This is a genomic window from Roseovarius pacificus, from assembly GCF_900142665.1.
Classification (GTDB): domain Bacteria; phylum Pseudomonadota; class Alphaproteobacteria; order Rhodobacterales; family Rhodobacteraceae; genus Roseovarius; species Roseovarius pacificus.
In genome coordinates this window covers 80,557-95,590 of sequence record NZ_FRBR01000005.1, presented here as the reverse complement: position 1 = coordinate 95,590, position 15,034 = coordinate 80,557, and the positions used below count along the sequence as shown (strand labels likewise).

The following is a 15,034-nucleotide window of genomic DNA, read 5'->3' as shown; positions in this document are numbered from 1 at the left end:
ATGACCGATTTCACTGCAACCAAAGCCATGTTTCACCTGCCCGAAGGGGTTGTTTATCTCGACGGCAATTCGCTTGGCCCCCTGCCCAAGGCCGCACCCGAGCGGATGCAACAGGTGATGTGCGAGGAATGGGGCGAGATGCTGATCACCGGCTGGAACAAGGCCGGATGGATGGCGCAGCCCGCTGCCGTGGGCGACCGGATCGCGCGCCTGATCGGCGCCGAACCGGGCCATGTGGTGATGGGCGACACCCTGTCGATCAAGGTCTATCAGGCGCTTGCCGCCGCGCTGACGTTGCGCCCCGAACGCAAGGTGATCCTGTCCGACAGCGGCAACTTCCCGACCGATCTCTACATGGCCGAGGGGCTGATCGGCGGGTTGGACAAGGGTCACGAGCTGCGCGTTGTCGCCCCCGAAGAGGTGGAACAGGCAATCACCGAGGAGGTGGCCGTGCTGATGCTGACGCAGGTGGATTACCGCACGGGCCGGATGCACGACATGGCCCGCCTGACCAGGAAAGCCCATGAAAACGGAGTGTTGGCGATCTGGGACCTGGCGCACAGCGCAGGCGCGGTGCCGGTGGATCTGGCCGGGTGCGGCGCGGATTTCGCCGTGGGCTGCACTTACAAGTTTCTCAATGGCGGCCCCGGCGCGCCCGCCTTCATCTATGTCGCGCCCCGCCATGCGGATATGGCCCGCCCGGCCCTGTCGGGGTGGCTGGGCCATGCCGCGCCCTTTGCGTTCGAACAGGCCTATCGCGCCGGAGACGGCATCGCGCGGATGCGCGTGGGCACCCCGCCGGTACTGGCGCTGGCCAGTCTGGAAACGGCGCTGGATATCTGGGACGGCGTGGACATGGCCGCGCTGCGCGCCCGTTCACAGGCGCTGTCCGAGCGCTTCATCGCCGCGGTCGAAGCCACTTGCCCGATGCTGGAACTCGCCTCGCCGCGCGATGCCGACCGGCGCGGCAGTCAGGTGTCGTTCCGGTTCGCCCACGGGTACGAGGCGATGCAGGCCTGTATCGCCCATGGCGTGATCGGCGATTTCCGCGCGCCGGACATCATGCGGTTCGGCATCACGCCGCTTTATATCGACGAGGCCGATATCGACCGCGCCGCCGCCGTGATCGCCCGCATCATGGAGCAGCGCCTTTGGGACGACGCGGCCTATCGCGCCCGAGCGGCGGTGACCTGAGCGCCCCAAGGTCGTCCCAATTCATCCTGCATTTGCCGGAAACTCCACGAATTTGAGCCCCACACAATCTGTATCCGTTTTGGAAACAACGGGTGCAGGATCAGCAATCGCACCCGTCCCGGAGGAAAAGCGCCAGGCATCTGGTGGTATCGCCGCAGCATCGCCTGCTTGTTTGCGGGGGGCTACAAGGCCGAATCGCTGTTCGGGGACCCGAGGTTTCATCGCCGCCAGGCATCTGTTGGACGGTCTGGACGTGCGCGTAGCAGAACGGGGCCGCACCCCCTATTTCCACCTGATGCCGGAGCGCCACGAGGTGATCCATGCCGAAGGCGCGGGCAGGGAACGCTTCCATTCCAACGATCCGGGCATGGCGGCCATTCCGCCCCCGCCTTCGTGACCGCCGCATGAGTTGCGGCAGCTTTGCGGCATTCATGCCCTCAAACCGCCGCATGCGTTTCCCAATAAAGCCACAGCCGGTGCTTAAACCCTTTTGAAAGACCCGGTGCATAAGACTGTCCGAAATCCCGAAACAGACGATTGCACGCAAGGTGAATTTTGGTTTGCCCGATTGTTCGGGCGCGTAAAGGTGGAACGAAACCCGTGAGAACAAGGGCGATCAGCGACATGACAACCGGCGGCGGCCTGCCAGCCGGTTTTCTTACGCGTCCCGCCCGGCCATTCCAGCGGGTTTTGAAAAGACGGAGCTAAGGCATGCCCATTGCAACTGAACTGAACATCAACACATCCGCAACGGCGCTGGATATGGCGAACACGATGTTCGGGGATGGTGTCACCGTTGTGTCAGCCACCTATTCGGGCGATTCCATCGCATCGGGCACCTATACCGACGGGAACTCCACGCTCGGTGAACTCAGCCCGTCGGATCAGGGCGTGATCCTGTCCACCGGCCGCGCGACGGATATCACCAACGGCAGCGGCACGACCAACACCAACACGAGCGCCGGAACCTCCACCGACACCAACGGCGTCGACGGCGATGCCGACATGAACGCGATCTCCGGGCAGAGCACCTTTGACGGGGCGTTCCTTGAATCGACATTCATCCCCTCGGGCGACACGCTGACGATGCAACTCGTTTTCTCGTCCGAAGAATATCTGGAATATGTGAACGGTGGCGTGAACGACGCCGTCGGCGTCTGGGTCAACGGCACCTACGTGCCGTTGAAACTGAACGACATCACCGACACCGATATCTCGATCGACACGATCAACGACACCTCGAACGAGAACCTGTATCTCGACAATCCGCGCTCGAGCGACATCTACAACACGGAAATGGACGGTTCGACCGTCGTGCTGTCGCTGACCGCCCCGGTCGTTGCCGGAGCGGAAAACACGATCCGCATCGGGATCGCCGATGGCGGCGACTCGTCATACGATTCGAACCTGCTGATCATGGCGGATTCGGTTCAGACGGTGAATATCGCGAACTCGGACCACCTGGTGCAGGGCCCGAACACCACGCAGGTCCATAATATCCTGGCCAATGACGACGGGTCGGGCCATACGATCACGCATATCAACAATACCGCCGTATCCCCCGGCGACACGGTTGTTCTGAACACCGGCGAGCAGGTGACGTTGAACGCCGACGGCACGATCAGCATCACGACCGATGGCAATACCGACACCAATACCTTTACCTATTCGACGGTCGATGAGAACGGCACACCGGCAACCGGCTATGTCAACATCGAAACCACCACCAATCCGCCCGATTTCATCGTCCAGGGCACCGACGGCGACGACCTGATCGACGAAACCTACACCGGCGACCCCGAAGGCGACCGGATCGAGCATTACGATCACTCGGATGCATCGAACGACGATTCGGTCGTTGCAGGCGATGGGAACGATACCGTCTACAGCGGTACCGGAAACGATACGGTGCTGGGCGAAGCCGGCAACGATGTGCTGGACGGCGGGGCGGGCGACGACCTGCTATTCGGCGGCGATGGCGACGACACCATTGAGGGCGGCCCAGGCGACGACACGATTTACGGCGACGAGGCGCCGCAGCCCGGCATCTGGGATTATCAGGTCTACGACTACAATTTCGGCTCGGTCAACGATCAGGCCTTCGACATCGAAAACGGTACGCTGGTGGGTGAAGGACAGACCGGCAGCTTTGACGCCACCAACCTGGTCAACGATGCGCGCGGCACCACGGGCGACCCGAACGATTTCGGGATGATCTATACCTCGCGGCTCGTACCGTCCGAGGATGGCACCTATACCTTTTCGACCACCTCGGACGACGGCTCGTCCATCCGCATCCTGGACGAGAACGGCAATCCACTGACCTGGACCAACCAGGATGGCAGCACCGCCACCTTCATGGACAACGATTACATTCAGAGCGCGAACACCCGTTCGGGCGAGATCACGCTGGAAGCGGGGCGCGTGTATACGATCGAGGTGCGCCATTGGGAAAACGAAGGGGCCGAGGTGATCTCGGGCACCGTCACCTCGCCAAGCGGCAGCACCGAGAACCTCGCCACCAGTTCCATGATCGTCGGACCGGAAACCGCGGGAGGCAATGACAGCCTGTCGGGCGGCGACGGAAACGACGTGCTGTACGGCGGAATCGGCGACGATACCCTGGATGGCGGCAATGGCAGCGATCAGTTGTATGGCGGCGATGGCGATGACGTGATCATTGTCGATCAGGGCGATACGGCCTTCGGCGGAAGCGGCGACGATACCTTCATCCTGCAGGATCTGGATACCACCGGCACCGGCAACGATTCGATCTCGATCACCGGCGGCGAAGGCGGCGAAACCAATGGCGACACGCTGATCCTGACCTCCGATGTTTCGCGCCATGACATCACCTACAGCAATACCAACGACGCTGAGGGCGGGTTGTCGGGCAGTTTTACGATGGCCGACGGCACCTTTGTGCAGTTCTCGGAAATCGAGAACATCATCTGCTTCACACCCGGCACCAACATCCTGACGTTACATGGCGAACGGCGCATCGAGACCCTTCAGGTCGGCGATATGGTCCTGACGCGGGATCACGGGATGCGCCCGATCCGCTGGATCGGCAAACGGACGGTGCGTGGGCGTGGAAACTTTGCTCCGGTCACGATCGGGGCCAGTGTGATGGACGGCGCGCGCTGCGGGCTGACGGTATCGCCACAGCATAGAATCCTGTTCACCGGATACCGCGCCGAATTGCTGTTCGGAGCCTCCGAGGTTCTGATCCCCGCCAAGCACCTGATTGACGGGCGGGACGTGGTTCAGCAGGACTGCGATGAGGTGACCTATATCCACATCATGTTCGACTGCCACGAGGTGATTTATGCCGAGGGGATAGCGACGGAAAGCTTCCATGCCGGCGATATCGGGCTGTCCGCGGTTTGCGAAGACGCACGCGAGGAGTTGTTCACGATCTTCCCCGAGCTACGCAGCGCCCCCGGTCATCACCTTGAAACGGCGCGGGTTTGCCTGAAACAGCACGAGGCCCGGCTTCTGGTGCATCAGCAGGTCGGCGAAGACAGCCACAGCCTCTGGCAGGGATGATCCCCGCCGGGTGGCTGGCCGTGTTCAGCTTGCCGCCCCTGTCCGGGCCATCCACCCGTCCAGAACATCGCGCAGCGCGGCCCAGTCGGTGTACTCGGTATCCGCGTGCGGATCGACATGCCGCCCCTTGCGAACCGCAATCCAGCGCATCGCCCATGATTTCAGGAAATCGTACTGCGTAAACCGAAAGGCCCCGGCAACCTGCGCCACCTGTCCGGGACGCCACCCCGTATCCTCGAAAAAATGCTCTGCGATTCTGTCGAGATCGGCCAGCTCTTCGGGGTCGCCCCCGGCACTGGCCAGCGACACCGACAGGAACAGTGTGGGAGGCCGGGACAAGGCAGCGGCATGGGCGGCGACAAAATGCGCAAGCTCCGACTGATAGACCCGCAGATGCACCGATGCGGCGACGATTGCGGCGTCGAAACGCGACAAGTCCATTTGCGATTCCTCGCCACTGGCCTGCATCAGCTCGACCGAATGGCCCCGAGCGATCAGGTGATCGGCGCAAAACCGGCAAATGCGCCGGGTCTGCCCTTCGGTCGTTCCATAGACGATCAGGATATTCATCTCTGCCCCCTTGTCTGCCGGGGCCCGTCCGTGTCGCGGAACCGGGCCAACATTGCCTTGTCATCCATCAGCGCCGGGGCGCGCGCCCTCAGGCCGACTGCAAGGCGGGGTTCGAGCGGCCAGAGGCCCAGGCCCGCGCGGCCTCGCCGAAAGCGATGAACAACGGGCGGCTGACAGGGTCGTTGGCGGCGTTCCATTCCGGGTGCCACTGTACGGCCAGGGCGAAACCGCGCGCGCCCTCGACATACAGCGCCTCGGGCGTTTCATCCGGCGCGTATCCGTCTATCACGATCCCCTGTCCGGGTCTGACCACGCCCTGCCCGTGCAAGGTATTGGTCATGACCTCTTGGGCCCCCATCAGGCGATGGAACACGCCGCCCCGCGTGAAGCGCACGACGTGACGCAACGCGAATTTTTCCTCCAGCGTGCCATCGGGCGGCATGCGGTGGTTGTCACGGCCCGGAAGGTCGCGGATTTCGGGATGCAATGTGCCGCCAAGGGCTACATTCACCTCCTGAAAGCCACGGCATATGCCCAGAACGGGCTGTCCCCGTTCGATACAGGCCCGCACCAGCGGCAGGGTGATCGCATCCCGCGCGCGATCGAACGCGCCATGCGCCTCGGTCGGGGTTTCGCCGTATTCCTCGGGGTGGACATTGGGCCGCCCCCCCGTCAGCAGAAACCCGTCGCAGGCCTCCAGCAGTTCATTGACCGACACGAAACGCGGGTCACTCGGAACGATCAGCGGCATCCCCCCGGCGACACAGGCCACCGCATCCGAGTTCATCCTGCCACCCGCATGGACGGGATAGTTATCGTTGATCAGGTAACTGTTGCCTATGATACCGATGACGGGGCGTTTGCTCATGGGGGTCCTGTTTCTGCATTCACATCGTGCTACCGCAAAAATCAAAATAGGAAAACGCCCATCCCCGCACAACCGCCCGCGCATTCGCGCAGACCCGTGCAGCTGCACGATTTCTTACCCGGTTGCCATTATTCGAAGCAGGCCAGGTGCGCCCCGTGGGAGGAACCCCGTACCCGGCATATACAGCATCGGATTGCACAGCCGCCCGCATGGCCCTAACGTTCCGGCGAATTCTGCATGCCGACGGAGACCTCCGCGATGAAAGACGCCGCGCCCCAGACGATCTATCTGTCCGATTATACGCCGCCTGCCTTCCTGATCGACACGGTGCATCTCACCTTTCGACTGCACCCGGAAAAAACCCGTGTTATCAGCAGGATAGAGTTCCGCCCCAACCCGGCCACGCAATCGCGCGCGTTCTTTCTGCATGGCGAGGGCGTAACCCTGATCCGCGCCTCCATCGACGGGCAGCCGGTCACGCCCGACATGGTGCAGGGCGGGCTGCGCTGCGATGTGCCCGATGCCCCCTTTGTCTGGGAGGCCGAGGTCGAGATCGCCCCGGCGCAGAACACCGCGCTCGAGGGGCTTTACATGTCCAACGGCATGTATTGCACCCAATGCGAGGCCGAAGGTTTTCGCAAGATCACCTATTACCCCGACCGCCCCGACGTGATGGCCACCTTTACCGTGCGCATCGAAGGCGACATGCCGGTGATGCTGTCCAATGGCGATCCCGTGGAGCAGGGCGGCGGGGTGGCCGTATGGCACGACCCCTGGCCCAAACCGGCCTATCTGTTCGCACTGGTCGCGGGCGATCTGGTGAATCATCCGGGGGCGTTCACCACCCGCTCGGGACGCGAGGTGGAACTGAATATCTGGGTGCGCCCCGGCGACGAAGGCAAATGCGCCTTCGCCATGGACGCGTTGAAGAAATCCATGACATGGGACGAGGAGGTTTACGGCCGCGAATACGATCTTGACGTGTTCAACATCGTGGCCGTGGACGATTTCAACATGGGCGCGATGGAGAACAAGGGGCTGAACATCTTCAATTCGAGCTGTGTTCTGGCCAGCCCCGAGACCAGTACCGACGCCAATTTCGAGCGGATCGAGGCGATCATCGCGCATGAGTATTTCCACAACTGGACGGGCAACCGCATCACCTGCCGCGACTGGTTTCAGCTTTGCCTCAAGGAAGGGCTGACCGTCTATCGCGACAGCCAGTTCACCAGCGACATGCGCAGCGCGCCGGTCAAGCGGATCGGCGACGTGATCGCCCTGCGCGCCCGGCAGTTTCGCGAGGATAACGGCCCGCTGGCGCATCCGGTGCGACCCGAAAGTTTTGTCGAGATCAACAATTTCTACACCGCCACGGTCTATGAAAAGGGCGCCGAGGTGATCGGCATGCTCAAGCGGCTTGTCGGCGATGAGGCCTATGCCAGGGCGCTCGATCTGTATTTCGACCGCCACGACGGGCAGGCCTGCACCATCGAGGATTGGCTGGCCGTGTTCGAAGAGGTCACGGGCCGCGACCTTGGCCAGTTCAAACGCTGGTATTCACAGGTCGGCACCCCACGCCTGCGGGTCACGGACGACTACAAGGACGGCACCTATACCCTTCATTTCGAACAGGAAACACCGCCCACACCCGGCCAGCCCGACAAGGCGCCGCAGGTCTTGCCGATTGCCGTGGGGCTGCTTGGCCCCAATGGCGACGAGGTGCGCGAAACCACCGTTCTGGAGATGACCGAGGCGAAGCAGAGTTTCGTATTCGAAGGGCTGTCGGCACGGCCCGTGCCCTCAATCCTGCGCGATTTCTCGGCTCCGGTGGTCCTTGAACGCGAAACCGACAATGCTGAGCGCGCCTTTCTTCTGGCCCATGACACCGACCCCTTCAACAAGTGGGAGGCCGGGCGTGCCCTCGCCCGCGAGGGACTGATCGCGATGATCCTTCAGGGCGCGGCCCCCGACGCCGCCTATCTGGATGCTGTGCAATCCATGGCGCGCGACGACAGCCTTGATCCGGCGTTTCGTGCATTGGCGCTTGGCCTGCCCGGTCAGGACGATCTGGCGCAAACCCTGCATGATCGGGGCCACACCCCGGACCCGCAGGCGATCTGGGACGCGCTGGAAACCCTGCGGCAGGCGCGCGCGCAGCATTGTCAGGATCTGGCGGTGCGGCTCTATGCGCAATATCAGGTCGATGCGCCCTACAGCCCCGATGCCGGACAATCGGGTGCGCGGGCCCTGGCCAATGCCGCGCTGGCGCTGATCACCCGCACCGATGGCGGCGCGCAGGCGCAACGCCAGTATGACGGCGCCACCAACATGACCCAACAACTGGCCGCGCTGTCCTGCCTGTTGCAGGCAGGCAAGGGCGAGGCCGCCGTGGCGCAGTTCTATGACCAGTGGCGCGACGACCGGCTGGTGATCGACAAGTGGTTCATGATGCAGATCGTCAACGCCGATCCCGAACAGGCCGCCACCGTTGCCGGGAGATTAACGCAACACCCTGATTTCGAAATGAAAAACCCGAACCGTTTCCGCGCCACGCTTGGCGCGCTGGCGGCCAACCCGGCGGGATTTCATCATGCCGGAGGGGCCGGATACCGCCTGCTGGCCGATTGGCTGATCCGGCTGGACCCGGTCAATCCGCAAACCACCGCGCGGATGTGTTCGGCCTTCGAGACATGGAAACGCTACGACAGCTCGCGGCAGGCTCTGATTGCCGAACAACTGGACCGTATCCTTGCCACGCCGGACCTCAGCCGCGACACGACCGAAATGGTCAGCCGTATTCGCGGAGCCTGAGCGGGATTACTCGGCGGTGCTGATCTGCGTCGGCCGCATGGGGCGGGCCTGTGGCCGGACGGTGCGCAGCGGCTTGCAATAGGTCTGCTGGCGCAACCACGCCTTCATGTCGGATCGCTTGGCGCTGCTGTGAAACGGGCCCCAGTCGGCCGCCACGCCGCGCATGCCACGCGACACGACGCCATCGCGCGGCACCGTATGTGCCATGATCCTGATCGCGCAACTGAGGTTGTCGGAGCCGTTTTTCAATGCTGTACCGGTGCCCGCGCGGCATCCATAGCCGCGCGCCGTCGAGGGCAGAATCTGCATCAGGCCGTACCACTGCCCGCCCCCGCCCACGGCATTGGCGCGATAGGTGCTTTCATGCTTGGACAGCGCCGACAAAAGCCCGACCCAGAACGCGCGCCTGCCCCTGGCATTCGCATGGCTGTAGGCAGGGCACCAGTCCTGAATGTCGCCCGGCACCATGTCGGTCAGCGCGCGACCGTGCTGCTTGAGCGCGGACAGGGCCGCGCGGGTCCATAAATGACCTTGCGCGCCCTTGTGATCCCATCGGGTGCGCGGCAGGTTGCCATCGCGGGCCGCCGGGGGCGAAACCACGGCAATCGGCGCGTTGGCGGGCGGCTGGTCGGCCCGTGCGGGAGCGCAGGCCACGAAGACCGCGACAATCAATAGGACAGCAGATCGCAGCATCCGCGCAGTTTGTCCACTTTTGCGGTCCAAGGCAATCCCGCGAAACCGCATCGGCATTTCCCCGCGATCTCCGCATGAGCGCCCTTTTTTAGCCGGAAATGACACGCAGAATATCTGGTGTTCGAAGTTCCGGCGGAAAGTCCATGCCCATCACATCCCGCTTCAACCTGTTCCGCAGAACATCACCCGACCAGACCGAAGCGCCCCGACCGCGTTTTCGTCTGGGTGGGCCGCTTGCACGTCTGCGGCGCAAGCCGGATCACGATCTGGACGCGATGATGAAACGGATCATCCTGCCCTCGCTGCCCGTCAGCGACGAGGAAATGGCCCGTGCGACGCATCAGGATCTGGGGCAAAAACTCGTCCGGCAGGAAAACTGGGGCGCTCTTGCCGCGCGCATCGAATATGCCGACGATTGCCGCCTGGCCACACCGGGCGGCGAGGCCGCCTCGATGCTTCTGGCCTTCGGGGCGCGCAGCGACGTAGTCGCCGCCGCCGAGGACGCGATTCACGACGGAACGTTCCCGGACCCGATAGGGATCGAGGCCCTCGAAGAGATGCTGCGCGATCATTCCGGCAACCATGCCTGTGCCCTTGTCGTGGCCCTGGCGCATTTCGATATCGGCTGGGCCTGGCAAACGGCCATAGAGGCGGGGCAGGTTCCGGATACGCCGGAAAGCAAATTGCGCATCGCCTCGCATTTCCGCCGCGCCGACGATATCCTGGCCCCGTTCGATCCGGTTGATCTGGATGCGCCTTCGGTCGCGGCGGCACAATGCCTGCTGCTTGCCGCCCTTCCGCAGGCACGCCACAAGGTGGCCGACGCCTATGAACGGCTGATCGATCTCGACCCGGACAGCCCCCGTTACATGCGCGCCCTCGGGCAGCATCTTTTGCCGGCGCAATTCGGCGATTACCAGCAACTGGAGATCGAAGCCCGCCGCACTGCCGCTCGCACCGGCGATTTGTGGGGCGCAGGCGCCTATACCTGGGTGTATCTCGATGCGCTTGCACAGGATGACGGCACGCTGTCCTCGGTCGATCCCGGCTATTTCATCGAAGGACTGAAAGACATCCTTGGCCGCAAACGGGAACAGCATATCGTCAATGTCATGACAGCCTTTTGCGCCATTGCCATGGGCCCGGATCGTGCATCGCAGCTGACCGGAACCGCGGAACAGTCGCGTCGGAAGCTACATGACTGCACCGGCTGGCTATTGTCCGACCACCTTCAGGAACTGCATCCCCTGATCTGGTCGCAGGCCTTGCTTCCGCCCCGGCTGACTCCCGCCCTGCCCTCGCGCCGCGCGCTGATCACCAAGGGGCGGCAGGCCGCCTTGCACGCCATTGCGTTGCAGTTTGCCGACGACATCGCCGATGGCAGTTCGATCGCGTTCTCGTCTTCGGGCATGTACCGTCTGCCCGCATTGTGACACCCTGCGCCACCTGACGCCCCGGACCCGATCCGGCCTTGCCCACGTCCCGCGACTGGCCTAGAACGCCTGCGTCACGACCGATGGAGGCATCAGACATGCTGGACCTGACTTTCGAGCCGCCCAAACCCAAGGTGATCGCCGGGGCGAAACATGACTGGGAACTGGTCATCGGCATGGAGGTGCACGCTCAGGTATCCTCGAACGCCAAGCTGTTCTCCGGCGCCTCGACCCAATTCGGGGCCGAGCCCAACTCGAACGTGTCCTTCGTGGATGCCGCCATGCCCGGCATGCTGCCGGTCATCAACGAATACTGCATCGAACAGGCCGTGCGCACCGGGCTGGGCCTGAAGGCGGAAATCAACCTGGTGTCGGCGTTCGACCGCAAGAATTATTTCTATCCCGACCTGCCGCAGGGCTACCAGATTTCGCAGCTCTATCATCCGCTGGTCGGCGAGGGCGAAATCCTTGTGGACATGGAGCCCGGCATCGCCCGCAAGGTGCGGATCGAACGTATCCATGTCGAACAGGATGCGGGCAAGTCGATCCACGACATGGACCCGGCCATGTCCTTCGTGGACCTGAACCGCACCGGCGTGGCGCTGATGGAAATCGTCAGCCGCCCCGATATCCGCGGCCCCGAAGAGGCCGCCGCCTATGTCACCAAGCTGCGCCAGATCCTGCGCTATCTGGGCACCTGCGACGGCAACATGCAGAACGGCAACCTGCGCGCCGATGTGAACGTGTCGATCTGCCGCCCCGGTGCCTATGAAAAATACATGGAAACGCAGGATTTCAGCCATCTGGGCACCCGCTGCGAGATCAAGAACATGAACTCGATGCGCTTCATCCAGGCCGCCATCGAATACGAGGCGCGCCGCCAGATCCAGATTGTCGAAGGTGGCGGCGAGGTGGTTCAGGAAACCCGCCTCTATGACCCCGACAAGGGCGAAACCCGTTCCATGCGCTCCAAGGAAGAGGCGCATGATTACCGCTATTTCCCCGATCCCGACCTGTTGCCGCTGGAGATCGAGCAGGAGTGGGTGGACGGCATCGCCGCCACCCTGCCGGAACTGCCCGACGAAAAGAAGGCACGTTTCGTGACTGAATACGGCGTCACGGAATACGACGCCAGCGTCCTGACAGCGGATGTCGAACTGGCGCATTATTTCGAGGAATCCGCCGCCGGCGGCGACGGTAAACGCACCGCGAACTGGATCATCAACGAGGTTCTGGGCCGCGCCAACAAGGCCGAGGTCGGCCCCCGTCAGATCGCCTCGCCCGAGGCCAACGCCGCGATTCTGGCGATGGTCGGCAAGGACGAGATTTCGACCAAGATCGCCAAGGACGTGCTGGAAATTCACATCGAAACCGGCGAGGCCCCGGACAAGATCGTGGAAGAGCGCGGCATGAAGCAGGTCACCGATACCGGCGCGATCGAGGCGGCGGTGGATCAGATCATCGCCGACAATCCCGCGCAGGTGGAAAAGGCCAAGGTGAACCCGAAACTCGCGGGCTGGTTCGTCGGTCAGGTGATGAAGGCCACCGGCGGCAAGGCCAACCCGAAGGCCGTGAACGAAATCATCGCGCAAAAGCTGGGGCTGTAAGGCCCCGGCATTCCCTTACCGTTTGCGGCGCAGGCCAATCTGCGCCCCCACGCCCTCGGGGCGGGGCAATTTGGCATGCTCCGCCGCCATGGCTGCGACGCGCGCATGAATATCCTCGGGCATGGGCACCACCCTGGGGCCGGACAGGTCCACATGCAGGGTCATCCCCTCACCCGTCGCGGCCAGCCAGCCGTCTTCGTGGTAAAGTTCCTGAAAACCGTGGAATTTCCTGTCGTCATGCTCGATCAGCCAGAACGAGGCGCGCACCCGGTCGCCCAGCTTGAGCTCGCGCAGGTAGCGAATGTGGAATTCCGCCGCAAAGGTCGTGTGGTTGCGGCTGGCCACATAGTCGGGCCCGAAACCGAGGCTATCGAACGCCTGATCGGCGGCCCGGTCGAACAGCACCGTGTAATAGCCCATGTTCAGGTGATTGTTGAAATCGATCCACCCCTCCTCGATCTCCAGAAGGGATGACATGAACGGCGCGGGCTGCGACATGGGCGATACTCTGCTTGGTTAAACGGGCGTCCTTATGGCCGGTGACAAGCAGGAAGTAAACTGCCGCCCCCGCTGCGTGCCGCCGTTTTCAGCCCGCGCTGATCGCGGTGCCCATCCGCGCACTGCGCCGCCCCGTGCCGGCATCACGGCCAAGCGTCCGGCAGAGCAGCGCCACCGGGACCAGCCCGAACGCCACCAGCACCAGCGATGGCACCGCCGCCTCGGTCAGGCGCTCGTCCGAGGCCAGCCGATGCGCCTGCACCGCCAGCGTCTGGAAATTGAACGGGTGCAGGATCAGCGTGGCGGGCAATTCCTTCATCACGTCGACAAAGACAATCAACAGCGCGGTCAGAACGCTGGTGCGCGCCACCGGCAGGTGCACCCGCCAGAGCAGACGCGGCCCCGGCTGGCCCAGTGAGCGGCCAATCGCGTCGTAATGCGCGGGCACCGTGGCCATGCCGCTGTCATAGGCATTCAGTGCCGCCGCCATGAAACGCACGAAATACGCCACGATCATCAACCAGATCGACCCGGTGATCAAAAGCCCGGTGCCGTGGCCGAACCAGGCCTCGGTCAGATCGTCGATCAAATTGTCCAGCGCCGCCATCGGCACCATCAACCCCACCGCGATCACGCCGCCGGGCACCGCATAGCCCAGCCCCGCCGCGATCACCATCAGGCGCGAGCGGCGCTCGGGGCGCGTGCGGGCGCGAAAACTGATCAGCACCGCGCCGATCACCGTCAGCACCGCCGCCACCCCCGCCAGCGTGACCGAGTTCTGCATAAGTGTCAGATAGCGGCTGTCGAACAGGTTCTGCCCCGAGCCCACCGCCATGACGCCCAGCATGATGACCGGAATGATAAAGCCCAACAGCACCGGCAGCAGGCAGACCAGCATCGCCAACACACCCGCGCCGCCCTTCAGCACAGGCTTTTCCATGGTTTCAAAGCGCGCGCCACGGCCCGCCGTGCGCGCCTTGCCGCGTTGCGCCCGCTCCAGCCCCGCCAGCAGCAGGGCGAAACTCAGCAGGCACAGCGAAAGCTGCGCCGCCGCCGCCCTGTCGCCCAGGCTGAACCACGCCTGATAGATGCCGGTGGCAAAGGTCTGCACGTTGAAAAACGCCACGGTGCCATAGTCGGCAATAGTTTCCATCACCGCCAGCAACGCGCCCCCGGCAATGGCTGGCCGCGCCATCGGCAAGGCCACCCGCATGAAGGCCCGCATCGGCGAGCGCCCCAATGTGCGCGCCACCAGAAACGCGTTCGACGATTGCTGCCGGAACGACGCCCGCGCCAGCAGATAGACATAAGGATACAGCACGATGGTCAGCATCAGCGCCGCGCCGCCAAGGCTGCGAATTTCGGGAAACCAGTAATCGCGCGGCCCCCAGCCCGTGACCTCGCGCAGCAGGGTCTGAACCGGGCCGGGATGATCCAGCAGCGAGGTATAGGCATAGGCCAGCACATAAGCCGGAAAGGCCAGCGGCAGCGCCAGCGCCACCTCGAGCCAGCGCGCACCAGGGAAGCGATAGACCGTAACCAGCCACGCGGTGATACTGCCCAGAACGGCCGTCGAAATACCGACAATGGCGACCAGCGCCAGCGTGGTCCGGGTATAGCGCGGCAGAACCGAGGCCAGAACCGTGCGCCATGTTTCCAGATCGCCCGTGAACGCCGCCAGCCCCGCCGCCAGAATGGGGGCGATACAGGCGATCACGACGATCCAGGCAAGACGATGCAGCAGGCGTTCGGACATTCAGAGGCCTCTCCTAGGTCAGGCGCATGGCTGCCATAAATCGCAGCCCTGCACC

Annotated in this window: 11 protein-coding genes; 6 read left to right on the top strand and 5 right to left on the bottom strand. The window is 63.5% G+C overall.

All coding sequences use genetic code 11. The annotated features are described in order from the left end of the window. The 3 genes from kynU (at position 1) to BUB53_RS23375 (ending at position 4,743) form a co-directional block, all read left to right on the top strand. The gene (gene kynU, locus BUB53_RS10730; RefSeq protein WP_073034764.1) at positions 1 to 1,194 is read left to right on the top strand and encodes a kynureninase; all 1,194 of its coding nucleotides are present in this window, start codon (positions 1 to 3) and stop codon (positions 1,192 to 1,194) included. A gap of 52 nt (positions 1,195 to 1,246) precedes the next feature. Further along, positions 1,247 to 1,591, top strand: coding sequence for a Hint domain-containing protein (locus BUB53_RS23380; RefSeq protein ID WP_308424305.1), 345 nt, complete (start codon positions 1,247 to 1,249; stop codon positions 1,589 to 1,591). Between the two features lie 314 nt (positions 1,592 to 1,905). Further along, positions 1,906 to 4,743 carry a Hint domain-containing protein gene (locus tag BUB53_RS23375; RefSeq protein ID WP_073034762.1) on the top strand — a complete coding sequence of 946 codons (2,838 nt, stop codon included), beginning with the start codon at positions 1,906 to 1,908 and terminating at the stop codon, positions 4,741 to 4,743. Positions 4,744 to 4,767: 24 nt separating this feature from the next. Here the strand turns inward: BUB53_RS23375 and BUB53_RS10715 are convergent, their stop codons facing one another. Beyond that, positions 4,768 to 5,313, bottom strand: coding sequence for a flavodoxin domain-containing protein (locus BUB53_RS10715; protein ID WP_073034761.1), 546 nt, complete (start codon positions 5,311 to 5,313; stop codon positions 4,768 to 4,770). Between the two features lie 88 nt (positions 5,314 to 5,401). Beyond that, positions 5,402 to 6,181 carry a gamma-glutamyl-gamma-aminobutyrate hydrolase family protein gene (locus tag BUB53_RS10710; protein ID WP_143163191.1) on the bottom strand — a complete coding sequence of 260 codons (780 nt, stop codon included), beginning with the start codon at positions 6,179 to 6,181 and terminating at the stop codon, positions 5,402 to 5,404. Positions 6,182 to 6,439: 258 nt separating this feature from the next. Between BUB53_RS10710 and pepN the strand changes: the two genes are divergently transcribed. After that, positions 6,440 to 8,992 (top strand): aminopeptidase N, encoded by a 2,553-nt coding sequence (gene pepN, locus BUB53_RS10705; RefSeq protein ID WP_073034915.1) that lies wholly within the window; start codon positions 6,440 to 6,442, stop codon positions 8,990 to 8,992. 6 nt (positions 8,993 to 8,998) lie between these two features. Here the strand turns inward: pepN and BUB53_RS10700 are convergent, their stop codons facing one another. Beyond that, the gene (locus BUB53_RS10700) at positions 8,999 to 9,685 is read right to left on the bottom strand and encodes a transglycosylase SLT domain-containing protein (RefSeq protein WP_143163190.1); all 687 of its coding nucleotides are present in this window, start codon (positions 9,683 to 9,685) and stop codon (positions 8,999 to 9,001) included. A 143-nt stretch (positions 9,686 to 9,828) separates the two neighbouring features. On the opposite strand from BUB53_RS10700, the gene BUB53_RS10695 reads away from it, so the two are divergent. Beyond that, complete coding sequence (locus BUB53_RS10695) at positions 9,829 to 11,118, top strand: hypothetical protein (protein WP_073034759.1); 1,290 nt, start codon at positions 9,829 to 9,831, stop codon at positions 11,116 to 11,118. Positions 11,119 to 11,216: 98 nt separating this feature from the next. Beyond that, the gene (gene gatB, locus BUB53_RS10690) at positions 11,217 to 12,725 is read left to right on the top strand and encodes an Asp-tRNA(Asn)/Glu-tRNA(Gln) amidotransferase subunit GatB (RefSeq protein ID WP_073034758.1); all 1,509 of its coding nucleotides are present in this window, start codon (positions 11,217 to 11,219) and stop codon (positions 12,723 to 12,725) included. A gap of 15 nt (positions 12,726 to 12,740) precedes the next feature. Here the strand turns inward: gatB and BUB53_RS10685 are convergent, their stop codons facing one another. Both BUB53_RS10685 and BUB53_RS10680 read right to left on the bottom strand, forming a co-directional pair. Beyond that, positions 12,741 to 13,223 (bottom strand): thioesterase family protein, encoded by a 483-nt coding sequence (locus BUB53_RS10685; protein WP_073034757.1) that lies wholly within the window; start codon positions 13,221 to 13,223, stop codon positions 12,741 to 12,743. A gap of 88 nt (positions 13,224 to 13,311) precedes the next feature. After that, the gene (locus tag BUB53_RS10680; RefSeq protein ID WP_073034756.1) at positions 13,312 to 14,979 is read right to left on the bottom strand and encodes an ABC transporter permease; all 1,668 of its coding nucleotides are present in this window, start codon (positions 14,977 to 14,979) and stop codon (positions 13,312 to 13,314) included. Positions 14,980 to 15,034: the final 55 nt, after the last annotated feature.